At 56.6% G+C, this 22962-nt stretch carries 21 protein-coding genes, 2 pseudogenes and 1 other annotated feature; of the genes and pseudogenes, 13 read left to right on the top strand and 10 right to left on the bottom strand.

Translation table 11 applies throughout. From position 1 onward, the window contains the following. Positions 1–84 precede the first annotated feature (84 nt). On the top strand, positions 85–336 hold the full coding sequence (locus tag IYV58_RS11570) for a YciN family protein (protein ID WP_004101388.1): 252 nt from the start codon (positions 85–87) through the stop codon (positions 334–336). 56 nt (positions 337–392) lie between these two features. Here the strand turns inward: IYV58_RS11570 and sohB are convergent, their stop codons facing one another. Then, positions 393–1439: a protease SohB gene (gene sohB / locus IYV58_RS11565; RefSeq protein ID WP_032741869.1), complete on the bottom strand. Its 1047-nt coding sequence runs from the start codon at positions 1437–1439 to the stop codon at positions 393–395. A gap of 254 nt (positions 1440–1693) precedes the next feature. On the opposite strand from sohB, the gene IYV58_RS11560 reads away from it, so the two are divergent. After that, positions 1694–2455, top strand: coding sequence for a YciK family oxidoreductase (locus IYV58_RS11560; protein WP_049112412.1), 762 nt, complete (start codon positions 1694–1696; stop codon positions 2453–2455). Further along, on the top strand, positions 2452–3042 hold the full coding sequence (cobO, locus tag IYV58_RS11555; RefSeq protein ID WP_004121259.1) for a cob(I)yrinic acid a,c-diamide adenosyltransferase: 591 nt from the start codon (positions 2452–2454) through the stop codon (positions 3040–3042). The genes IYV58_RS11560 and cobO overlap by 4 nt, the downstream gene beginning before the upstream one ends. Here the strand turns inward: cobO and IYV58_RS11550 are convergent. From IYV58_RS11550 to rnm, 6 genes are all read right to left on the bottom strand, one after another. After that, positions 3014–3988 (bottom strand): helix-turn-helix transcriptional regulator, encoded by a 975-nt coding sequence (locus IYV58_RS11550; RefSeq protein ID WP_142445369.1) that lies wholly within the window; start codon positions 3986–3988, stop codon positions 3014–3016. The two genes, cobO and IYV58_RS11550, sit on opposite strands and share 29 nt — an antisense overlap. A 19-nt stretch (positions 3989–4007) precedes the next feature. Beyond that, a complete protein-coding gene (locus IYV58_RS11545; protein WP_195729616.1) occupies positions 4008–6362 on the bottom strand; it encodes a beta-glucosidase family protein in 2355 nt (784 codons plus the stop codon). 18 nt (positions 6363–6380) lie between these two features. After that, a complete protein-coding gene (locus tag IYV58_RS11540) occupies positions 6381–7745 on the bottom strand; it encodes an MFS transporter (protein ID WP_087829256.1) in 1365 nt (454 codons plus the stop codon). A 165-nt stretch (positions 7746–7910) separates the two neighbouring features. Continuing rightward, positions 7911–8798, bottom strand: coding sequence for a 23S rRNA pseudouridine(2605) synthase RluB (rluB, locus tag IYV58_RS11535; protein WP_004121268.1), 888 nt, complete (start codon positions 8796–8798; stop codon positions 7911–7913). Positions 8799–9208: 410 nt separating this feature from the next. Next, on the bottom strand, positions 9209–9829 hold the full coding sequence (locus IYV58_RS11530) for an L-threonylcarbamoyladenylate synthase (protein ID WP_004121270.1): 621 nt from the start codon (positions 9827–9829) through the stop codon (positions 9209–9211). Between the two features lie 9 nt (positions 9830–9838). After that, positions 9839–10708 carry an RNase RNM gene (gene rnm, locus IYV58_RS11525; RefSeq protein ID WP_004121271.1) on the bottom strand — a complete coding sequence of 290 codons (870 nt, stop codon included), beginning with the start codon at positions 10706–10708 and terminating at the stop codon, positions 9839–9841. Between the two features lie 227 nt (positions 10709–10935). Then, positions 10936–11031: a sequence feature (Trp leader region), on the top strand. Positions 11032–11066: 35 nt separating this feature from the next. Between rnm and IYV58_RS11520 the strand changes: the two genes are divergently transcribed. From IYV58_RS11520 to trpA, 5 genes are read left to right on the top strand one after another with little or no spacing between them, the layout of a single operon-like run. After that, the gene (locus tag IYV58_RS11520; RefSeq protein WP_004121274.1) at positions 11067–12629 is read left to right on the top strand and encodes an anthranilate synthase component 1; all 1563 of its coding nucleotides are present in this window, start codon (positions 11067–11069) and stop codon (positions 12627–12629) included. Further along, positions 12629–14224: a bifunctional anthranilate synthase glutamate amidotransferase component TrpG/anthranilate phosphoribosyltransferase TrpD gene (gene trpD / locus IYV58_RS11515; RefSeq protein ID WP_004121277.1), complete on the top strand. Its 1596-nt coding sequence runs from the start codon at positions 12629–12631 to the stop codon at positions 14222–14224. The genes IYV58_RS11520 and trpD overlap by 1 nt, the downstream gene beginning before the upstream one ends. A gap of 3 nt (positions 14225–14227) precedes the next feature. Then, positions 14228–15586 (top strand): bifunctional indole-3-glycerol-phosphate synthase TrpC/phosphoribosylanthranilate isomerase TrpF, encoded by a 1359-nt coding sequence (gene trpCF, locus IYV58_RS11510; protein ID WP_004121279.1) that lies wholly within the window; start codon positions 14228–14230, stop codon positions 15584–15586. Positions 15587–15595: 9 nt separating this feature from the next. Further along, positions 15596–16789 carry a tryptophan synthase subunit beta gene (trpB, locus tag IYV58_RS11505; protein ID WP_004121281.1) on the top strand — a complete coding sequence of 398 codons (1194 nt, stop codon included), beginning with the start codon at positions 15596–15598 and terminating at the stop codon, positions 16787–16789. Beyond that, positions 16789–17598 carry a tryptophan synthase subunit alpha gene (trpA, locus tag IYV58_RS11500; RefSeq protein ID WP_004121283.1) on the top strand — a complete coding sequence of 270 codons (810 nt, stop codon included), beginning with the start codon at positions 16789–16791 and terminating at the stop codon, positions 17596–17598. The genes trpB and trpA overlap by 1 nt, the downstream gene beginning before the upstream one ends. A 33-nt stretch (positions 17599–17631) precedes the next feature. Here the strand turns inward: trpA and IYV58_RS28295 are convergent. Next, a pseudogene (locus IYV58_RS28295) lies at positions 17632–17850 on the bottom strand (MarR family winged helix-turn-helix transcriptional regulator); the annotation flags it as partial. A 24-nt stretch (positions 17851–17874) separates the two neighbouring features. On the opposite strand from IYV58_RS28295, the pseudogene IYV58_RS11495 reads away from it, so the two are divergent. Beyond that, a pseudogene (locus tag IYV58_RS11495) lies at positions 17875–18045 on the top strand (zinc-binding alcohol dehydrogenase family protein); the annotation flags it as partial. Between the two features lie 152 nt (positions 18046–18197). Here IYV58_RS11495 and IYV58_RS11490 read toward each other — a convergent pair. Further along, a complete protein-coding gene (locus tag IYV58_RS11490; protein ID WP_154902490.1) occupies positions 18198–19097 on the bottom strand; it encodes a LysR family transcriptional regulator in 900 nt (299 codons plus the stop codon). Positions 19098–19217: 120 nt separating this feature from the next. Here IYV58_RS11490 and IYV58_RS11485 point away from each other — a divergent pair, with 120 nt between their 5' ends. Further along, the gene (locus IYV58_RS11485; protein WP_195729615.1) at positions 19218–19922 is read left to right on the top strand and encodes an SDR family NAD(P)-dependent oxidoreductase; all 705 of its coding nucleotides are present in this window, start codon (positions 19218–19220) and stop codon (positions 19920–19922) included. Positions 19923–20136: 214 nt separating this feature from the next. Next, positions 20137–20382 carry a YmjA family protein gene (locus tag IYV58_RS11480; RefSeq protein WP_004121288.1) on the top strand — a complete coding sequence of 82 codons (246 nt, stop codon included), beginning with the start codon at positions 20137–20139 and terminating at the stop codon, positions 20380–20382. Positions 20383–20479: 97 nt separating this feature from the next. Here the strand turns inward: IYV58_RS11480 and ompW are convergent, their stop codons facing one another. Continuing rightward, on the bottom strand, positions 20480–21118 hold the full coding sequence (gene ompW, locus IYV58_RS11475; RefSeq protein WP_004121296.1) for an outer membrane protein OmpW: 639 nt from the start codon (positions 21116–21118) through the stop codon (positions 20480–20482). Positions 21119–21431: 313 nt separating this feature from the next. On the opposite strand from ompW, the gene IYV58_RS11470 reads away from it, so the two are divergent. Beyond that, entirely contained in the window at positions 21432–22175 is a 744-nt protein-coding gene (locus tag IYV58_RS11470) for a YciC family protein (protein WP_004121298.1), read from the top strand. Positions 22176–22227: 52 nt separating this feature from the next. After that, a complete protein-coding gene (locus tag IYV58_RS11465) occupies positions 22228–22767 on the top strand; it encodes a septation protein A (protein WP_004101360.1) in 540 nt (179 codons plus the stop codon). Positions 22768–22962: the final 195 nt, after the last annotated feature.

Here is a 22962-nt window from a genome sequence, read left to right as displayed (position 1 = left end):
GATTACCCCTGTAAGATCCATGGAAAATTTGCCCCTTGTCGTCGCGCGGCGTAGACTAGCCGCGAAGAATCACAGGAGGCATTTATGCAAGGTACAACCCAACCCATCGATCGCCAGACGCTTCTGGAAAAAGCCAACAAACTCATTCGCGAACATGAAGATACGTTAGCCGGGATCGAGGCCACCGACGTCGTTCAGCGTAACGGCGTGCTGGTGTTCAGCGGCGAGTTTTATCTTGATGAACAGGGACTGCCAACGGCGAAGAGTACGGCGGTATTCAATATGTTTAAATATCTCGCGCACGAGCTGTCTGATAAGTATCACCTGGCGGATTAACCGCTGCGCGCAGGGCCAATACGACAACGCGAGGCCGGTGCCTCGCGTTGTTTTGTTTACATTAGCGGCTTTTGCCCACGCTGCCACCAGCGCAGCAGCAGTTTATCGGCGCTTTCCGCCGCACTGCCGGTAAACCGGTCGAGCATTTTCTTACGCTGCTGGTAGCGCACGCTGATAACCTCATGCTTGTCCATCAGGCCCAGCAGAAGTTCATCGCTGGTTTCCACCGCGTCAACAAGGCCTTTTTCCAGCGCCTGAACGCCATACCAGTGTTCACCCGTCGCTACCTGCTCGATATCCAGACCAGGGCGCATCCGGTGGACAAAGTCTTTGAAGAGTCGGTGGGTATCGTTCAGATCTTCGCGGAATTTCTGCCGCCCTTCTTCGGTATTTTCGCCCAGCATCGTCAGGGTACGTTTGTACTGCCCGGCCGTATGTAGCTCAATGTCGATGTCCTTGTTCTTCAGGAAACGATTGATGTTGGGGATCTGCGCCACAACGCCAATAGAGCCAAGGATAGCGAACGGTGCACTGACGATTCTGTTCGCCACGCAGGCCATCATATAGCCGCCGCTGGCCGCAACTTTATCTACCGCGACCGTTAACGGGATCTGTTTGTCGCGTAGACGCTGCAGCTGCGAAGCGGCAAGGCCGTAGCCGTGGACCACGCCGCCGGGGCTTTCAAGGCGAATCACCACCTGGTCGCGCGCTTTTGCCGCCGCCAGAACGGCGGTGATCTCTTCGCGCAGGCTGCTGACTTCGTGGGCATCCATGCTGCCTTTAAAATCCAGCACCCAGGCGCGCGGTTTCGCGTCCGGCTCGGGAGTTCCCAGCTTTGCCCGCGCCTTTGCCGCTTTTGCTTCCTGCTTAAGCTTTTTCTTTTGCGCTTTATGCCACAGCTTCTGCTGCGGCCCATCGAGCAATGAAGCCGCCAGCTCTTCCTTCATCTCCTTATATTGCTCGCTAAGATTGGTTACCCGCAGCTCGCCGCGCTGTTTTTTGCGCTGAGTCAGGTTAACAATAATGGCGACGATAACCGCAATTGCGACAACGATGGTCGCGATTTTGGCCAAAAACAGGCCATATTGAGCAAGTAATTCCACGTTTTCACCTTGTGTAAACCGCTGACGTTGGCGCACAGTGTACATCAGCCATCGGCGAGAAGTCTTTGTGCTTTGTGTCGCGTGCGAGGCGCCTTCCTGTTTTTTTCAGCGACGATGAAATCGTTGCAAGATATTAATTCCGCGAAGAGTTTCCGTTTCGCCGATTGCAATAGCGGGCGCTTTCAGGCATAAAGCGCAAAAGTGAAATACCGAATAGCAAGCGCGATCGCCTGCAGATCGCCCGAGGAGTCGCCGTGCACTATCAACCGCAACGTCACCTGTTACAGGATCGCATCATCCTGGTTACCGGCGCCAGCGACGGCATAGGCCGTGAAGCCGCCCTGACCTATTCCCGCTATAGCGCCAGCGTTATCCTGGTCGGCCGTAATGAAGAGAAGCTGCGCAGCGTTGCGCACGAGATTCAGCAAACGGGCGGCATCCCCGCCCGTTGGTTTACTCTGGATCTGTTAACCTGCACGCCGCAGGAGTGTCAACAGCTGGCGCAGAAGATCGCCATCCACTACCCGCGCCTCGACGGGGTGCTGCACAACGCGGGTCTGCTGGGCGATGTCTGCCCGATGGATCGGCAAAAGCCGGAGGTATGGCAGCAGGTGATGCAGGTGAACGTTAACGGCACCTTTATGCTCACCCAGGCGCTGCTTCCTTTATTACTCAAATCCGAATCGGGTTCGCTGGTCTTTACCTCCTCCAGCGTCGGCCGTCAGGGGCGCGCCAACTGGGGCGCTTACGCCGCATCTAAATTTGCCACCGAAGGCATGATGCAGGTGCTAGCCGAGGAGTATCAGAGCCGTCATCTACGGGTTAATTGCATCAACCCCGGCGGCACGCGCACCAAAATGCGCGCCAATGCGTTTCCAACGGAAGATCCGCAAAAATTGAAAACCCCCGCTGATATCATGCCGGTTTATCTGTGGCTGATGGGCGACGACAGCCGCCGTAAGACGGGAATGACTTTTGACGCCCAGCCGGGCCGCAAACCAGGAATCGCACAATGAGTGATGAACGCCACCGCGAACGCCAGCAGCGGGTGAAAGATAAAGTTGACGCTCGCGTCGCCGCCGCGCAGGAAGAGCGCGGCATCGTGATCGTCTTTACCGGCAACGGTAAAGGCAAAACCACCGCCGCTTTCGGCACCGTCACCCGCGCCGTCGGGCACGGTAAAAAAGCCGCCGTCGTGCAGTTTATTAAAGGTACCTGGCCAAACGGCGAGCGCAACCTGCTTGAGCCGCACGGCGTTGAGTTTCAGGTGATGGCGACCGGTTTTACCTGGAATACTCAGGATCGCGAAAGCGACACTGCCGCCTGCCTGGCGGTCTGGGAGCACGGGCGCCGCATGCTAGCTGATGAAAGTCTCGACCTCGTTTTGCTGGACGAGCTCACCTATATGGTGGCCTACGACTACCTGCCGCTGGAAGAGGTGCTTACCGCGCTGCGCAACCGCCCGGCCCACCAGACGGTCATTATCACCGGCCGCGGCTGCCACCGTGAAATTAGCGAACTGGCCGATACCGTTAGCGAACTGCGTCCGGTTAAGCACGCCTTTGATGCCGGGATCAAGGCGCAGATAGGGATCGACTACTAGCCGCTAGCCGTTCGAGCAACCCATGATTGAGCGGCAGGCACAGACAGTCCTCCCCCAGCGCCAGCTCGCTTTCGGGAATATTTAGCCGTGAGACGAAGCGCTTGCGGTATTCGGTTGGCGTGACGCCGCAGTATTTATTAAAGGCGGCAATCAGATACTTGTGCTCCTGAAAGCCGCAGCTGTGGCTAATCTCAGTGATTGGCGTGCGGGTATCGCGCAGCAGGGTGCGGGCTTTGTTTAGCCGCACCAGCGTCAAATACTCTTTAAAATTATAGCGGCTCACCTTTTTGAACAGCCGCGAGAACCAGGAGTAGCTCATCCCGCTATGGCAGGCTACCTCGCTCAGGGTCAGCGGCTGATCAAAGTGTTGATTAATAAAATCAATGCCTCTTTTGATCATCGCCTCGTCACGCAGCGAGCTTTCGGCGCGCCGCGTCGGCTTTCCGGCGCAGACGACCGCATCCAGCAGCAGGTAAATCGCCGCGATGCGCTGAAACGGCGCGTGGTTGTCAATTAGCTGTTCCAGTAGCCTCGCCAACCGTAGGTGCACCTCACTGTCTGCCGTAGAGTAAGGCCGTCCGCAGGTACTCCAGTCCAGCTGCGGCGAGGGATGAAGCTCATCAAACAGGCCGGGTGAAAACTGGACGGTGACCAATTGGCTGCCCGCCATCTCCGCGCTAAGCGAATGGACCTCTTCGGCATTGATGTACAGCATATCCCCCTGCGCTAGCTCCAGGCTCTGCTGACCGACAGAGAGCGTAAATCGCCCCGCCAGCACGGTAATCAGCTCCGGAGCCGGATGCCAGTGAGGCTCGCAGTAGCGAACCTCCGCGGCAAACACGTTCAGCTTCTCGGCATCAAAGGCAATCAGCTCATAGCCGCTGTTCGCCGTTTGTCGTCCGGTCTGGGTGACCGAACGAGGATGAGTCACTGAAAAAGGGAACATGCGCACTCTCCTGTCATTATCAATGATTAGCGCCCGCCAACACCGCGTTAAGCTCGTCGCGCTCAATATCCAGCGCCAGGAATTCGGTCAGCGCAATCAGCAGTCCGCAGAACAGATCCGGCGCCAGGCGAATCAGTTTTTCACGCACCTGCTCCGCTGGCATCTGACTCTTATCGGCAATCAGCATTACGACGCGGTCAAAGGCCTCCGGCTGCTGGATAAGCTGTTGTAGAGAGTTATCATCGCGCAGCGGTACGTACCGCTGCGGACAATCTACCTCCATTTCCGCGATTAACGGCAGATCCCGGGATGAGGCGCCGACGCGAACCTGCCAGATTCCCGGCGTCACCACCCAATCGCCCAGGCCCGGATGGTAGCAGGCTAGTTCGGCAATGGGCAGCTGCAGGCTTACGCGCCGGGATTCTCCGGCAGCCAGCACCACTTTGCTGAACGCTTTTAATGACTGCACTTCGCGAATCAGCTCCCCCTTCGGCGCGCTGACGTACAGTTGGACGATCTCTTTGCCCGCATACTCTCCGCAGTTGGTCAGGTCGAACGACACGGTAAGCGTCTCGTCTGCGCCTAATCGGGAGGCTGATAGCGCGATATTATCGTACGCAAACCGGGTATAGCTTAAGCCAAAGCCAAACGGAAACTGTGGCGTCAGGCGACGTTTGTCATAATAGCGATAGCCGACAAAAAGCCCTTCTCCGTAGTAGTGGCGCAGGTTTTCGCCCGGATAGTGCAGCCAGGCCGGCGTTTCCTCCAGGGAATTAGGCACCGTTACCGTCAGTTTGCCGCAGGGGTTACGCTGGCCGAACAGGATTTCCGCCACCGCGCGCCCCATCCCTTGCCCGGCAAAGAACGTTTCCAGCAGCGCTTTGCACTCGCCGAGCCACGGCATCACCACCGCATCGCTATTCGCCAACACCACCACGATATTCGGCTGGACCGTCGCCACTTCGCGAATTAACCGTTCGTGCACCGGCAGAATATGCAGATCCTGACGATCGCCATTTTCGCCATCTTCGCCTACGGCAGTACTGACGAAGAGTACCGCCACGTCTGCCTCTTTTGCCACGCGGCAGGCCTGCGCCAGCGCCTGTTCGTCATCGCGCAGATCGTCCGGCGCGCCTACGGCCGAGGTGACGCTAAAATCGTCACCGGCGAGGTCGAAAATTTCATCCAGCGGGCGATCGAGAAGATACGGTACCGTGGTCGCACATCCAGATCCCTGAATCACCGGCTCCTGCGCCGGTTTACCCAGCACCGCGATGCGCGGCGTTTTCTCCGGACGCAGCGGCAACAGACCCTCTTCATTTTTCAGCAGGACGATGGATTCACCGGCAAGCCGCTGCGCCAGCGCGTGGTGCGCCGTAAAATCGGCTCGCGTTTGCGGGCGGCGATGGCGCTGAACCTTGTCGAGCAGTTCCAACATGCGTAGACAAGCGCGGTCCACCACCGCCATCGGAACTTCTCCGCCTTCGATAGCCGCCAGCAAGCTGTGTTTATCGCGGCGGGTTTCCGGCATCGCCAGGTCGTTGCCCGCCATCAACGAAGCGGGACGATCTTTAATACCATACCAGTCGGACATGACCAGGCCGTCATATCCCCACTCATCGCGCAATACCTGAGTGAGTAAAAATGGATCCTGCGAAGTTTGTACGCCGTTAAGACGATTGTAGGAGGACATCACCGTCCACGGCTGGGATTTTGCAATCGCCCGCTGGAAACCTGCCAGGTAGATTTCCCGTAGCGCCCGCTCTTCAATGATCGAATCCATTTCCGTGCGGCGATATTCCGAGTTATTGGCCGCAAAATGCTTCAGGCTGGCTCCGACGCCCTCCTGCTGCAGGCCGTTGATCAGCGCAGCGGCAATATCGCCGCTGACCACCGGATCTTCGGCGTAATATTCATAGCCGCGCCCGGCCAGCGGCGTGCGGCGAATATTAATGCCGGGCCCGAGCAGGATCCCGACGCCCATTTGCTGACACTCTCGCCCCAGCGCTTCCCCCATCTGATGCACCAGCTCCACGTCCCAGCTACAGGCCAGACTGGAACCGTTTGGAAAGCAGGTCGCCGGTAGCGAAGTGCTGAATAGCGCCTCGCTCCCCCCTTTCGCGACTGGCTCTTCCGCGCTGGCCTGGTCTGCGGTTTGGGTGATGACCGAGATAAAATCATCCATACTCCACTTTTCCCGGCCATCAATCTGCGCACTACTGTAGCGCACGCCGTAGGTGCCGTCGGTCATAATGATATCTTCGATACCGTGCTGCGGCAGCGAGGCGGTGCGCCACAGACCGCTGCCGGTCAACAGCGCTACTTTCTCTTCCGCGCTCATCGCGGCAAGGGTGGTGTTAAAATCGTTACTCATCTCTCTGACTCCCTGAGGTTAAAGCGCGTTCTGTTTACGCAGGCTGATCTTTTGCACAATATCGCGATAGGTTTTTTCATCCAGCGAATAGCAGGCGACAAAGAGGGCGCTGAGGGCAAACATCGCGCCGGGGAATAGCGTCATCAGTACGTTAATGCCGTTAATCGCGCTGGCGGTAATGTTGCCCGCGTCATAGTGGTAATAGTCCAGCATCCAGCCCGCGCAGCCGCCGCCGATGGCCATCGCTATTTTGGTAATGAAATTAAAGAAACCGTAAATTGCGCCTTCGGTGCGCACCCCATGGTGCCACTCGGCATATTCCACGGTATCGGCAATCATTGACCACATTGAAACGAAACCCATCCCCAGCGTAATACTGTACAGACACACGCCGGTCATGATCAGCCAGATATTGTCGCCGGCAATAAAATATTGCATCAGTACGCCCACAACGCCGATCGACAGCGCCACCAGCGTCATTTTCTTTTTACCTATCAACGCAATGATTTTTTCCGAAATAACGGTACCAACAATATAAGCCGCCGACTGAATCATAAAGAAGGTTGAGGTAAAACCTTCGCTACCAATTATATATTTGATAAAGTAAATAGCGATCGCCATCCACACGGTATAGGCAATATAAAAAAAGACGGTGAACATCGAGAGGTTAATTAGCGGCGCGTTGCCTGCCACCGCCTTCAACATTTCCCGCAGCGTCGGCGCCGGAGTCTCTTCCTCTTCTTCACCAACGCGCTCTTTGGTCATCCCGAAGCAGGCAAGGAACAAAAACGTCGCCAGCAGCGCAAAGCAAGAGACGGCGAAGACGTACCCCAGCTGTTTATCGCTAAACGGGGAAATCAGCCTGTCCGCAGTAGTGGACACAATCAGATAGCCAACAATCGCCAGGACAAACCGGTATACCGACAGCGATGAACGGGAGGCTTCATGCTGGGTTAAACGGTTGGTCAGCGCCGAATAAGGCGTATTTACCGCCGTATAGGCCAGGCAATAAATAGTATAGGAAATCAGTGCGAAGTAGAATTTGGCCTCACCGCCGAAAGGCACAAAGCAGAGCACCGTTAAGAAGCCGAGCGGAATTGAACCATACAACAACCAGGGTCGAAGCTTACCGTAGCGGCTGTGGGTTTTATCGATGGCAAAACCAATCAGAATATTAAATGCCGCATCAACCACGCGGGCAATAACAAAGATCAGGCTCGCCTGTACGGCGCTAATGCCGTAAATATTGGTATAGAAAAAAAGTAAAAACAGAGAAACGAAACCAAAGGATAAATTAGAGGCGAAATCGCCAAAACCGTACCCTATTTTTTCTTTAACGCCGATAACCACATAGCTTGCCGAAAGTTTTCCTGCTGTTTCCATTTTAGGCTACCTGTTAATATAATCAGTGGCCTCAGTATATGGCGTCGCCTGGCGCGCCGCTTTGCGTTATTTGTCCGGGCATTTCCTGTTTTTTGTCTTTATGCAGAAGTGTGAAAGGAGTCACAGGAGGGAGAATTCCGGCGGTGACCGCCGGAACTGGAATAATTAACCGTTACCGTTATTACGGCTGCTGGAACGACGGTTGTTATTATTATTGCTCACCTGGCTGTGGCGCTTAACCGCGCGGCGAATCTGATTGGCCTTCATACGACGGCGATCTTTTTCGACGGCGACCTTAGAGGTGGTTTCCGGCGTAAGCTCGACCAGCTCACGCAGGTAGTTAGTTTGCGCCAGGTCCAGCTCGGTGTAGCCGCCGCGCGGCAGGCCTTTCGGCAGTAGAATATCACCGTAGCGCACGCGGATCAGGCGGCTGACCTGTACGCCAACGGCTTCCCACAGGCGGCGAACTTCGCGGTTACGTCCTTCGGTGAGCGTGACGTTATACCACTGGTTAATCCCTTCGCCACCGGTAAACTTGATGGTTTTGAACGCTGCCGGGCCGTCTTCCAGCTGCACGCCGCGAGAAAGCTGGCGCAGCTTGTCATCATCTATCTGGCCAAACACGCGCACTGCGTATTCACGTTCCACTTCGCGGCTTGGGTGCATCAGGCGGTTCGCCAGTTCACCATCGGTGGTAAACAGCAGCAGGCCACAGGTATTCACGTCCAGACGACCAACGGCAATCCAGCGCGCGCCGCGCAGCTTTGGCAGACGATCGAACACCGTCGGACGCCCTTCCGGGTCGTTACGGGTGCAGAGCTCGCCCTCCGGCTTGTAGTAGGCCAGCACGCGGCAAATCTGTTCCGCAGACTCTTTCACCGAGATCAGGTGACCGTCGATACGAATTTTTAAACCCGGGACAATTTCAACGCGATCGCCAAGGGTGGCGATTTTGCCATCGACGCTGACGCGGCCAGCTTCGATTTTGGCTTCGATTTCACGGCGGGAGCCGTGGCCAGCGCGGGCCAGCACTTTTTGTAATTTCTCGCTCATTGAGCTTCCTTAAGGTGTCGCCTTCCCAGGCGTCTGGTATACTTCGAAAAACAGGACGTGAGGCAAAATGAAACCTAACACCCTGTTCTGTAAAATTTTTTTGCATCAGCGCGTGCCGTTATCTATGTTGCAACAGCAGACATAACAGAGACACGCCTTCTCGCGTGGGCGAACATGGTACACGAACTTTAAGATGAATGCTTCTTTGCGTTACGAGCATAGCACAACTTACCGCGCACCTCCGTCCGGGCGCATGGCGCGCTGATGGAAGCCAGGTAGCACAATAGGGTCTTTTGCAGAGGATGAACCATCAAAAGGCGCGCGGCATTGCGCCGCGTTGAACGGCGGCAAATAAAAGCGGCGAGCGGGGATTCATTACATGACGATTCCTTCCATGGAAACAGGCGTCATTACAGGAACGGCGTCACGTCCCCGACACCTTCACGCACTACGACCGGCGCGTCTTCGGTAAGATCGATAACCGTGGTCGGCTGCTGGCCCAGATAGCCGCCGTGAATAATCAGGTCCACCTGCTTCTCCAGACGATCTTTGATCTCTTCCGGATCGGATTCGGTAAAGTCGCTACCTGGCAGCATCAAGGAAGTGGAAAGCATTGGCTCACCCAATGTTTCCAGCAGCATCTGCGCAATCGGGTTGGACGGCACGCGCATCCCGATAGTCTTACGCTTCTCCTGCAACAGGCGGCGCGGGACTTCTTTGGTGCCCTTGAGGATGAAGGTGTAGTTACCCGGCGTATTGTTTTTAATCAGACGAAAGGCCACGTTATCGACGAATGAATAGGTCGATAGCTCGGACAAATCGCGGCACATCAGAGTAAAGTTGTGACCGTTTGGCAAATTACGGATCCGGCAAATCCGTTCCATCGCGCCTTTATCTTCAATTTTACAGCCTAAGGCATAACCGGAGTCGGTCGGATAGACGATGACCCCGCCTTTACGCACAATGTCCACCGCCTGGTTAATTAACCGCGCCTGCGGGTTTTCCGGATGGATATAAAAAAACTGGCTCATATTTCCCTCTCAATTTTGTTCTACGGCCACTTCCCAACTGCGCCAGATCCCTTCTACGCCCGCGGGCAGCCAAAGTTTACGGCCCAGTTCGATCCACGGACAGGGCTGATGAAAATCAGACCCCTGCGAGGCATCCAGGCCATACTGCACGGCGTAAGCGGCAAGCTGAGCGCGCTCGTGCGGCGCCTGTTGACATTGCGCCACCTCCATCGCATCCCCGCCCTGTTCGCTAAAGTGGGCCAACAGACGTTTCAACCACTTGGCGGAAAGGTCATAGCGCCCGGGATGGGCAATGACCGCCTTACCGCCAGAATGATGAATGACATCAATCGCTTGTTTTATTGTACACCACTGAGGCGGAACGTAACCGGTTTTCCCGCGCGCCAGATACTTCTTAAAAACGTCAGCCATGTTGTTGGCATAGCCGGCCTCCACCAGAAAACGGGCAAAATGGCCGCGCGTCACTGCACCGCCGTCCGCCAGCTTCAGCGCCCCTTCCCAGGCCCCGGGGATCCGCGCTTTTTCCAGCCGCTCGGCAATCTGCTGGCCCCGCATCTGGCGACGCGCTTTCTGTTCATCAAGCAGCGCGGTCATCGCCGGATGGCCGATATCGATATTCAGCCCGACAATGTGAATTTCATGATTTTCCCACAATGTGGAAATTTCCACCCCGGTAATCAGCGCCAGCGGTAAGCCGGCGCGTTCAATTTCAGCCTGAGCCGCGGGAATTGCCGCCACGGTATCGTGGTCGGTAATCGCCAGGGTGCCGACGCGCATCTGGTGGGCGCGATGGACAAGTTCTTCTGGAGTCAGACGCCCGTCAGAGGCGATAGTATGGCTGTGCAGGTCGTAAATCACTGCGTAATTGGTGTTGCTCAAGATGACTCCTGCTGGACATGAACCTGTACCCGTCATACTTTAAGTCACAGGCAGATTGACTGTGATTCTGCAGCTTAAGTGATTCAGGATATCAATAAGCGCATCATCATACCGACTCAGAGAGAAAATCTGCAAACAGGGGTTGACTTTAATCTCCCGGACTAGTTAACTAGTACGCAAGTTCACATGAAGGGGTATTAACGATGAAAACGCAATTTATCACTCTGCACGGCTGGTGGCGCACCTCCTGTTATCGGGCGGCGTGATCGCGTTTTGCACTCAGCATACAGATACCCGGCCCGCCAATGAGCGGGCTTTTTATTGGACAAATTATTATAGCGAACAGGCGACAACAATAATGCAAACATCAAAACCGGCACTCGAGCTTCTCACCAGCGACGCCATCTATCGGGAAAACCCCACGGCATTGTTCCACCAGATCTGCGGCGCGCGTCCAGCCACCCTACTGCTGGAATCCGCTGATATCGACAGCAAGGATGATTTAAAGAGCCTGCTGCTGGTGGACAGCGCCCTGCGCATTACCGCACTTGGTGACACTGTCACTATTCACTCATTGTCCGCCAACGGTACGGCGCTGCTGGAACTGTTGGATAGCGCCCTGCCCGCTGGCATCAATAATCAGCGTCAGCCAAATAGCCGGGTATTAACCTTCCCGCCGGTCAGCGCGCTGTTAGATGAAGATGCCCGCTTATGTTCACTCTCGGTCTTCGATGCTTTTCGCCTGCTGCAGGAGCTGGTTACCGTTCCGCAGGACGAGCGCGAGGCCATGTTCTTCGGCGGCCTGTTCGCCTATGACCTGGTCGCCGGTTTTGAAGACCTGCCATCGCTGGAAAACGACACCGCCTGCCCGGATTACTGCTTCTATCTCGCGGAAACGCTGCTGGTTATCGACCATCAGACCAAAAACACCCGTATCCAGGCGAGCCTGTTTACGCCGTTGGAAAGCGAAAAGCAGCGTCTGCTTGAGCGGATCGCTCAGCTTCGTCAGCAGCTGAACGAGCCGCCGCTGCCGCTGCCGGTGACTACGGTTGCCGAGATGCGCTGCGACTGCGACCAGAGCGACGAAGAGTACGGCGCCGTGGTGCGTAAAATGCAGCGCGCCATCCGCGCGGGCGAGATTTTTCAGGTCGTGCCGTCGCGCCGCTTCTCGCTGCCCTGCCCGTCGCCGCTCGCCGCTTATGATGTGCTGAAAAAAAGCAATCCGAGCCCGTACATGTTCTTTATGCAGGACAACGATTTTACCCTGTTCGGCGCTTCTCCGGAGAGCTCTCTCAAGTATGACGCCACCAATCGCCAGATTGAAATCTACCCGATCGCCGGTACCCGCCCGCGCGGCCGTCGCGCCGACGGTTCGCTGGATCGCGATCTCGACAGCCGCATTGAGCTGGAGATGCGCACCGACCATAAAGAGCTCTCCGAGCATCTGATGCTGGTCGATCTTGCGCGTAACGACCTCGCGCGCATCTGTACGCCGGGTAGCCGCTACGTCGCCGACCTGACCAAAGTCGACCGCTACTCCTTTGTGATGCACCTCGTCTCCCGCGTGGTTGGCGAGCTGCGCCGCGATCTTGACGTTCTGCATGCCTACCGCGCCTGTATGAATATGGGCACCCTCAGCGGGGCGCCGAAAGTGCGCGCCATGCAGCTTATCGCCGCCGCTGAAGGCAAACGCCGCGGCAGCTACGGCGGCGCGGTGGGCTACTTTACCGCCCACGGCGACCTCGATACCTGCATCGTTATCCGTTCCGCCTACGTGCAGGATGGCGTCGCCACCGTCCAGGCCGGCGCCGGTATCGTGCTCGACTCCGTTCCCCAGTCAGAAGCGGATGAAACCCGTAATAAAGCTCGCGCGGTGCTGCGCGCTATCGCCCAGGCCCACCACGCGAAGGAGATTTTCTAATGGCCGACATTCTGCTGCTCGATAATATCGATTCTTTTACCTATAACCTGGCAGACCAGCTGCGTTCGAACGGCCATAACGTGGTGATTTACCGCAACTCCGTCCCGGCGCAGGCGCTGATTGAGCGCATCGGCACGATGAAAAACCCGGTACTGATGCTCTCTCCCGGTCCGGGGACGCCGAGCGAAGCCGGCTGTATGCCAGAGCTGCTAACCCGCATGCGCGGCAAGTTGCCGATTATCGGTATCTGCCTCGGCCACCAGGCGATTGTCGAAGCCTACGGCGGCTACGTCGGCCAGGCCGGCGAAATCCTCCACGGTAAGGCTTCCAGTATTGAACATGACGGACAGGCGATGTTTGCCGGTCTGAGCAACCCGCTGCCGGTGGCCCGCTATCACTCGCTGGTGGGCAGCAATATCCCGGCAGGACTCACCATCAACGCCCACTTCAACGGAATGGTGATGGCGGTGCGTCACGACGCGGATCGCGTCTGCGGCTTCCAGTTCCACCCTGAGTCAATTCTGACCACCCAGGGGGCACGCCTGCTGGAGCAAACCCTGGCCTGGGCGCTGCAGAAGCTGGAGCAGACCAACACCCTCCAGCCGATTCTGGAAAAACTGTACCAGGCCGAAACCCTGAGCCAGCAGGAGAGCCATCAGCTGTTCTCTGCGGTGGTGCGCGGTGAAGTCAAACCCGAGCAGTTGGCCGCCGCGCTGGTGAGCATGAAGGTGCGCGGTGAGCATCCGCAGGAAATCGCTGGCGCCGCCACCGCGCTGCTGGAAAACGCCGCGCCGTTCCCGCGCCCGGACTACCCTTTTGCCGACATCGTTGGTACCGGCGGCGACGGCAGCAACAGTATCAATATTTCGACCGCCAGCGCCTTCGTTGCCGCCGCCTGCGGCCTGAAGGTCGCGAAGCACGGCAACCGCAGCGTATCGAGTAAATCAGGATCGTCCGACCTACTGGCGGCATTCGGTATCAACCTCGATATGAATGCCGATAAATCTCGCCAGGCGCTGGATGAACTGGGCGTTTGCTTCCTGTTCGCCCCGAAGTATCACACCGGTTTCCGTCACGCGATGCCGGTCCGTCAGCAGCTCAAAACCCGCACCCTGTTTAACGTGCTTGGGCCGCTGATCAACCCGGCCCACCCGCCTCTGGCGCTGATTGGCGTTTATAGCCCTGAACTGGTGCTGCCGATTGCGGAAACCCTGCGCGTGCTGGGCTACCAGCGCGCCGCGGTGGTGCATAGCGGCGGTATGGATGAAGTATCGCTGCACGCGCCGACGGTGGTCGCGGAACTGAACCATGGCGAAATCAAGAGCTACCAGCTGACCGCCGCCGACTTTGGCCTGACGCCTTACCATCAGGAGCAGCTGGCAGGCGGCACGCCGGAAGAAAACCGTGACATTCTTACGCGCTTGCTACAAGGTAAAGGCGAGGCCGCTCACGAAGCCGCCGTTGCCGCCAACGTCGCCATGTTGATGCGTTTACATGGATACGAAGATCTGAAGGCCAACGCGCAGCAGGTCATCGATGTGCTGCACAGCGGAGCGGCCTATGACAGAGTGACCGCATTAGCGGCAAGAGGGTAAATAATGCAGACCGTTTTAGCAAAAATCGTGGCCGACAAAGCGATTTGGGTAGAAGCCCGCAAACAACAACAACCGTTAGCCAGTTTTCAAAATGAAGTGGTACCGACGCAGCGCAATTTTTATGACGCCCTCGCCGGAACCCGCACCGCGTTTATTCTCGAGTGCAAAAAAGCCTCGCCATCAAAGGGGCTGATTCGCGATGATTTTGACCCGGCGGCCATCGCCGGCGTCTACAAGCACTACGCCTCGGCTATCTCGGTGCTTTGCGATGAGAAATATTTCCAGGGCAGCTTCGACTTTCTGCCGATCGTCAGCAAGGTCGCGCCGCAGCCGATTTTGTGTAAGGACTTCACCATCGATCCTTACCAGATTTACCTGGCGCGCTACTACCAGGCCGACGCCTGTCTGCTGATGCTTTCAGTGCTGGATGATGAGCAGTATCGCCAGCTGTCTGCCGTTGCGCATAGCCTGAACATGGGCGTGCTGACCGAAGTGAGTAATGAAGAGGAGCTGGAGCGCGCGATTGCGCTGAAGGCGAAAGTGGTCGGCATCAACAACCGCGATCTGCGCGATATGTCGATTGATCTCAACCGTACCCGCACCCTGGCGCCTAAGCTCGGTCATGAGGTCACGGTGATCAGCGAGTCCGGTATCCATACCTATGCAGAAGTGCGTGAACTAAGCCACTTCGCCAATGGTTTCCTCATTGGCTCAGCGCTGATGGAGCACGCCGACTTGAACGCCGCCGTGAAGCGCGTGCTGCTCGGCGAGAATAAGGTCTGCGGCCTGACCCGCCCCCAGGATGCTCAGGTGGCGTATGAATCCGGCGCGATCTACGGCGGCCTGATTTTTGTCCCGACGTCGCCGCGAGCGGTGAATGACGCTCAGGCGAAAGCCGTCATCGATAGCGCGCCACTGAGCTACGTCGGCGTGTTTCGCAATACCCCGGTGGCGGAAGTTGTCGCCCGCGTGGAAAATCTGAGCTTAGCCGCGGTACAGCTGCACGGCAGCGAAGACCAGGCCTATATTGATACCCTGCGCGCCGAACTTCCGGCAACGGTGCAAATCTGGAAGGCCCTCAGCGTCGGCGAAACCCTACCGCAGCGCAATCTGCATCACGTCGATAAATATATTTTCGACAATGGTCAAGGCGGCACCGGCCAGCGTTTCGACTGGTCGCTGCTGCAAGGTCAGGACCTGCGGAACGTTCTGCTGGCAGGCGGCCTCGGTGCCGATAACTGTGTGGAAGCCGCCAAAAGCGGCTGTGCCGGACTCGATTTTAATTCAGGCGTAGAGTCGCAGCCGGGTATTAAAGATGCCAGCAAACTGTCCTCTGTATTTCAAACGCTGCGCGCATATTAAGGAGCAATAATGAGTACTTTACTGAACCCCTACTTTGGCGAATTCGGCGGGATGTACGTTCCGCAGATCCTGATGCCCGCCCTGCGCCAGTTGGAAGAAGCGTTCGTCAGCGCGCAGAAAGACCCGGCATTCCAGGCTGAATTTACCGACCTGCTGAAAAACTACGCGGGTCGCCCGACGGCGCTGACCAAATGCCGGAACCTTACCGAAGGCACCCGCACCACGCTGTATCTCAAGCGTGAAGACCTGCTGCACGGCGGCGCGCATAAAACTAACCAGGTGCTCGGCCAGGCGCTGCTGGCGAAACGGATGGGTAAAACGGAAATCATCGCCGAAACCGGCGCCGGCCAGCACGGCGTTGCCTCTGCGCTCGCCAGCGCCCTGCTCGGCCTGAAGTGCCGTATCTATATGGGCGCTAAGGATATCGAACGCCAGTCGCCGAACGTTTTCCGCATGCGCCTGATGGGTGCTGAAGTGATCCCGGTACATAGCGGTTCTTCTACACTGAAAGACGCCTGCAATGAGGCCCTGCGCGACTGGTCCGGCAGCTACGAAAAAGCCCACTATATGCTCGGCACCGCCGCCGGTCCGCACCCGTTCCCGACCATCGTGCGTGAATTCCAGCGCATGATTGGCGAAGAGACCAAAGCGCAGATCCTCGAGAAAGAAGGTCGCCTGCCGGATGCGGTTATCGCCTGCGTCGGCGGCGGATCGAACGCCATCGGCATGTTCGCCGACTTTATCGACGAAACCGCTGTTGGCCTGATTGGCGTGGAGCCGGCAGGTCACGGTATTGAGTCCGGCGAGCACGGCGCGCCGCTGAAGCACGGTCGGGTGGGTATCTACTTCGGTATGAAATCGCCGATGATGCAAACAGAAGAGGGGCAGATTGAGGAGTCCTACTCCATCTCCGCCGGACTGGACTTCCCGTCAGTAGGGCCGCAGCATGCGTATCTGAACAGCATTGGCCGCGCCGATTACGTGTCAATTACCGATGACGAAGCGCTGGATGCCTTTAAAGAACTCTCCCGCCATGAGGGGATTATCCCGGCACTGGAGTCCTCCCATGCCCTGGCGCACGCGCTGAAAATGATGCGTGAAAACCCGGAAAAAGAGCAGCTGCTGGTGGTTAACCTCTCCGGCCGCGGCGATAAAGACATCTTCACCGTACACGATATTTTAAAAGCGCGAGGGGAAATCTGATGGAACGTTATGAGACGCTGTTTGCACAACTGAAAGCTCGCCGGGAAGGCGCGTTTGTTCCCTTCGTCACCCTCGGCGATCCGAATCCGGAACAGTCGCTGAAAATTATCGATACGCTGATTGAAGCGGGCGCCGACGCGCTGGAGCTGGGCATTCCCTTCTCCGACCCGCTGGCTGACGGCCCGACGATTCAGGACGCCACCCTGCGCGCATTTGCCGCAGGCGTCACGCCCGCCCAGTGCTTTGAAATGCTGACAGCAATTCGTCAAAAGCATCCGACCATCCCGATCGGCCTGCTGATGTACGCCAACCTGGTCTTCAGTCCGGGCATTGATGAATTCTACGCCGCGTGCGAACGCGCAGGCGTCGATTCCGTACTGGTCGCCGATGTCCCCGTGGAAGAGTCCGCGCCGTTCCGCCAGGCCGCGTTGCGCCATAACATCGCGCCGATTTTCATCTGCCCGCCGAATGCCGATGACGATCTGCTGCGCCAGATCGCCTCTTACGGTCGCGGTTATACCTACCTGCTGTCGCGGGCGGGCGTGACCGGTGCGGAAAACCGCGCCGCGCTGCCGCTGCATCATCTGATTGAAAAGCTGGCCGAGTACCACGCCGCGCCGCCGCTGCAGGGTTTTGGCATCTCGGCGCCGGAGCAGGTGACCGCGGCGATTGACGCAGGCGCAGCCGGCGCGATTTCCGGCTCTGCCATCGTCAAAATCATCGAGCGGAACGTGAACGACCCGCAGGCTATGCTCGCCGAACTGAAAGCCTTTGCGCAAAGTCTGAAGGCCGCCACCAAAGCCGCGTAAGCTAGTCCGCCGTCCGGTCCCGCGCCGGGCGGCTATTTCTGTTGCAATCTGCCGGCATAGACAAAATAGCGCCAGCACATCATCTTGCGTCCACCCCGCCAGCACCTCATTCATCAGCCGCGTTCTTGCTTGCGCAATGCGTGTAATCATCTCCTGGCCCGCTTCGCTGAGCGTCACTTCGCTAATCCGCCGGTCTTTCGCATTGGGCTGCTTTCGCGCCAGCCCCAGGGCTTCCAGCTTTTTCACCTGCCCTTTCCGCCGCCGATATTGCTCTGAGCGGTACTGCGCTCCGCGCCGCTGCAGCTGATGGGCAGCGATATTGGCAGCCTATCAATGTCCCAGCGGCTGACCGCTACGGGCGGGTTTACCATCGCCACCACTCCCCAGATCGCCACGGCGTGGCCTCAGGATAACCGCCAGAAACGCACCATTTTTATCGTCGATTAAAAAATGATTCCGCACAAAAGTTGTGGTTGATATATCAAATGAGAAATATTATCTTTCTCATTACAGAATGGTTGAGTAATCAACTCAGGTATTCGGTACGACATTGCTCACATTGCTTCCAGTATTTTTGCCCGCACTTGTGCGGGCTTTTTTTATGGCTGCCGACATACTCTGCGCACCAGTTGCCTTAGCCAGCGATGCGCTAATTCATGCTGCTGGCGAGGATGCCACATTTGTGACACCGTTATCTCCGGCACGCTCACCGGGAGAGGAAAACCGATCATCTCTTTTCCCGCCGCGCTCCGCAGACAGGAGGCCGGGACAACGGCGATAAGTTCAGAATCCCGGGCAACGGCCAGCGCGGCGGAAAAAGCAGGCACCACCGCGGCAATTCTGCGGCTCATTCCACATGCCGCCAGCGCTTCATCAACCGGCCCTCGGATCGCCCCGCGACGGGAGGCTATGACGTGCCCTACGGAAACAAATTGTTCTCGCGACAGATCGGCAAAGGCGGCTAACGGGTGTGTTTTGGCCAGTGCGGCGACAAAGCGATCGCGAAACAGCGCCTGCAGGCGGATCTCAGGCCCCATATTTTCAAGTACGCCAATTTCCAGGTCCACCATCCCCTCGCGTAGAAATCGGGCATTTTTCTCCGACTTCGCGGCAAACTCCAGCGTCACACCCGGCGCTTCTTGTGCGACAGCGTTCACCAGCGCCGGGCCAAAAACGTCTATAAATCCCTCATTGGTACGTAACGTAAATCGCTTCTCAAGGGTCAATAAACTCAGCGGCGCAGGCGAAGCATTAAGCACCGCGCGCATCTCAGTGACGACGTTTTTTGCCCGCGCCTGCAGACTTTCCGCATGGGGAGTCAGCACCATTTTTCGCCCGGCTCTGACCAGTAGCGGGTCGCCGGTTACCTGCCGTAAGCGCGCCAGCGTACGGCTCATCGCCGACGGGCTAAGCTCAAGCCGCTTTGCCGCCCCGGCAACGCTCTTCTCGCTCAACAGCACATCCAGCGCAGCCAGTAAATTAAAATCGGGATCGGTCATCTTTTCTCCATTCCAGGATATGGCGTCTGATGCACTTTATTATTGCAAATGCTGCGCCTTCCGCCTGCTACAGCACCAGCCTATATTTATCCCATCATTTATTTAAGCCGGAGGATACCAATGGCCGCTTCCACTAAAACAGTATTGATCGCGGGCGCTTCACGCGGGCTTGGGCACGCCATGGCTGAACAGTTTCTGCGGCATGGCTGGCAGGTCATCGGCACCGTGCGCGATCTGTCGCAAACCACGCCGCTGCACCATCTGGCTCGAGCATATCCTGGACGGGTTCGTATTGAGGCGCTGGATATTTGTGATAATGACGGGATCGCGGCGCTGCGCGAAGCGCTTAGCGATAGCGTACTGGATATGCTATTCGTCAACGCGGGCACCACCAACCGCGATCCGACACAAACCATCGGCGAAATCGCGACGGAAGAGTTTATTCATGTCATGTTGACCAACGCGCTCGCGCCAATGCGGGTAATAGAAAGTCTGCAAGATGTCGTGTTACCGCAGGGACTGATTGGCGTCATGTCCTCAGGGCAAGGCAGTTTGAGCAATAATACCGGCGGGCAGCGCGAGTTGTACCGCGGGAGTAAAGCCGCGCTGAATATGTTTATGCGCAGCTTTGCCGCCCGCCCTGCCTGCGTATCGCATCCGCTGGTGGTCATGGCGCCGGGCTGGATCCGCACGGCCCTCGGCGGCGAGAGCGCCCCGCTTACCATTGCAGAGACCATCCCCTCGCTGGTGAACATCCTGCTGGAAAAACAAAATCGCCCCGGATTAGAGTATTTGGATTATCGAGGATGTCGGGTGCCGTGGTAATAGTTTTATGCGTATTAATGGCGTGCTGACGAGTTCAGGGCAGTCAATTTTCGTTTTTTACGCTATTACCCCCGATGACGGGGAGTTTCCGCGCCCGTCTCGCTTGGTGTGGGCTGGTCATGCGTTTTTCTGGTCGCTCCTGAGCTAAAGCCCGGCAGGAGTGGTATTATTCATGGCAGAAAAAACAGGCACAACGTCAACCGGGGAGCGATTTATGCACGAAGAAGTACCTCTGAAATATTACGACATTGCGGATGAGTATTCGACCGAGTCCGCCGAGCCCGTGAGCGAGTCGGAACGCGATCCTCTGGCGCGCTATTTCCAGCTGTTGATTACTCGCCTGATGAATAACGAAGAAATCAGCGAGGAAGCGCAGGGAGAGATGGCCGTACAAGCGGGCATCGATCGCCAGCGCATTGATGATATCGCGGTATTTCTGAATAAATGGGGTAATGAGTAGTCGTTGCTGCGGCCGACCTGGGGGATACTTAGGGAAATCCGCCACGCGTCAGAAAGCGTAATAAAGCTGGTCACGATGACCAGCTTTATCAGGGACTTTAGAACCGGTATCCGGCCGAGAACATAAACACCCACGGATCCAGACGGATACTGTCGTGCTGCTGCGCGCCCGCCAGCTTATAGTTGGCGGTGGTGTCGATATCCATGTACCACACCGACATGTTAATCAGCCAGTCGCGGTTAATCAGATAGTCCATCCCCACCTGCCCTGCCGCTCCCCAGGAGTCTTTCAGGCTCAGGTCAGAGATACCGGTTTTTTTACCCGTATCGTTCACGCTTTCGTCGAAGAAGGTCGTGTAGTTGATACCCGCGCCAATGTAAGGACGCAGTTTGCTGCTCGAATCGCCAAAGTACCACTGCGCCATTAACGTCGGCGGTAAATGATGAACGGTTGCAATATTGCCGGTTGCCGCGGTCCCGACTTTATGCCGGAACGGCGTAGCGGCCAACAGTTCAACGCCTATGTTATCGGTTGCCATATAGGTGAATGTCAGACCCAGTTGCGTATTGTTGCTGACGTTAAAGCCCCCCAGGCTGCCTAACGTACCGCCCGCGCCTTCGGTCGGCCTGACCGTGGCCGAACCCGCGCGAATAAAAAATTCCCCGGCTTCATGCGCCCAGACGCTGCTGCCGGAAAGACTGCTCAGAATAACAACCGCCGCTGCTAACTTTTTCATACCCACTTCCTCGTTATGGTTATTCAGCGCAAGAATATACATACAAAGAGGTATGCTTGATCCAACATAGATCACATTAAGTGGGCAAATTTAACATTTATTGATCCAGATTAATTTTCACTTTCTCAATACAATCAGTGATAAGCGTGTGATATCAAGTTTCTTCATTTATGGTACTCCGAACAGCGCTTCGCTGATTTCCTCTTCTATTTACAAAGATATACTTAGCGCGCAGCAGCAGAGACTGCTACCCCGCCGCGATTTGCGGTACAATCGCCGGCTAGTTAACACCTGCAATACTCAAGGAGAATGCATGTCTATCACGGCGAAGTCCGTCTACCGTGACACCGGGAACTTTTTCCGCAATCAGTTCGTTACTATCCTGCTGATTGCGCTGCTATGCGCGTTCATTACGGTAGTACTTGGCCATGCCTTTTCACCCAGTGAAGAACAGCTGTCGATATTAAGCCAGGGCGATAGCCTGGCGGGTAGCGGCGGGCTGTTTGAACTGGTCCAGAGCATGACGCCTGAGCAGCAGCAAATCCTGCTGCGAGCCTCTGCGGCTTCCACTTTCTCCGGTCTTGTGGGCAACGCCATCCTTGCCGGCGGCGTTCTGCTCATGATTCAAATGATCTCCGCCGGTCAGCGGGTCAGCGCCCTGCGCGCGATCGGCGCTTCCGCGCCGGTGCTGCCAAAGCTGCTGCTGCTGATCCTGCTGACGACGTTTATCGTGCAGATGGGGATGATGCTGGTGGTGGTGCCTGGCGTCCTGCTGGCTATCGTGCTCTCTTTCGCACCGGTTATGCTGGTGCAGGATAAAATCGGCATCTTCAGCGCCATGCGTGGCAGTATGCGTCTGGCCTGGGCCAACGTGCGTCTGGTGGCGCCGGCGATTATCGGCTGGCTGCTGGCGAAAACGCTGCTGCTGCTGTTTGCATCCAGCTTCGCGGTCCTGACGCCGAACGTTGGCGCGGTGGTAATAAATACCCTCAGTAATCTGATCTCTGCATTGTTGCTGATCTATTTATTCCGCTTGTATATGCTTATTCGCAACTAACTTAATCCGGGGCGGGCTATTTCTGCCCCGATCTGAACGACGGAATCGATGTATGAAGCAGTTTCTGGATTTTTTACCGCTGGTAGTCTTCTTCGCATTCTACAAGCTATATGATATTTACGCCGCGACAACCGCGCTGATTATCGCCACCGCCATCGTGCTGATCTACAGCTGGGTACGCTATCGCAAAGTCGAAAAAATGGCGCTCATTACCTTCGTGCTGGTCGCCGTGTTCGGCGGATTGACTATCTTCTTCCATAACGACGAGTTTATTAAATGGAAGGTAACGGTTATCTACGTGCTGTTCGCCAGCGCGCTGCTGTTTAGCCAGTGGGTGATGAAGAAGCCGCTGATCCAGCGCATGCTGGGGAAAGAGCTGACGCTACCGCAGCAGGTGTGGTCGCGCCTCAATCTGGCCTGGGCGGTATTTTTTATTCTTTGCGGACTGGCCAATATCTACATCGCTTTCTGGCTGCCGCAGAATATCTGGGTCAACTTCAAGGTCTTCGGCCTGACCGCGCTGACGCTGGTCTTCACTCTGCTGAGCGGCGTTTATATCTATCGCCATATGCCACAGGATGACAACCACTAAGCTGCCATTCTCCCGGCACGCAGCTTTGCGTGCCGTCTCCCCCTTGCTCCACTGTTATGCTCTCTGAACAGGATTAAAAAACCGTTTTCTTCATGATATCTACCGGATCACGGAAAGTTGCGGCAATTGTGAGGATTTTGTGGAGATTAACGCACTGTTATTGTAATGATAATTATTATCATTGATATTCTCGAT

The sequence above is a fragment of the Klebsiella sp. BDA134-6 genome (assembly GCF_015601345.1).
GTDB classification, from domain to species: Bacteria; Pseudomonadota; Gammaproteobacteria; order Enterobacterales; family Enterobacteriaceae; genus Klebsiella; species Klebsiella grimontii.
The sequence above is the reverse complement of the archived record's forward strand: the minus strand, read 5'-3'. Positions and strand labels throughout refer to the sequence as shown.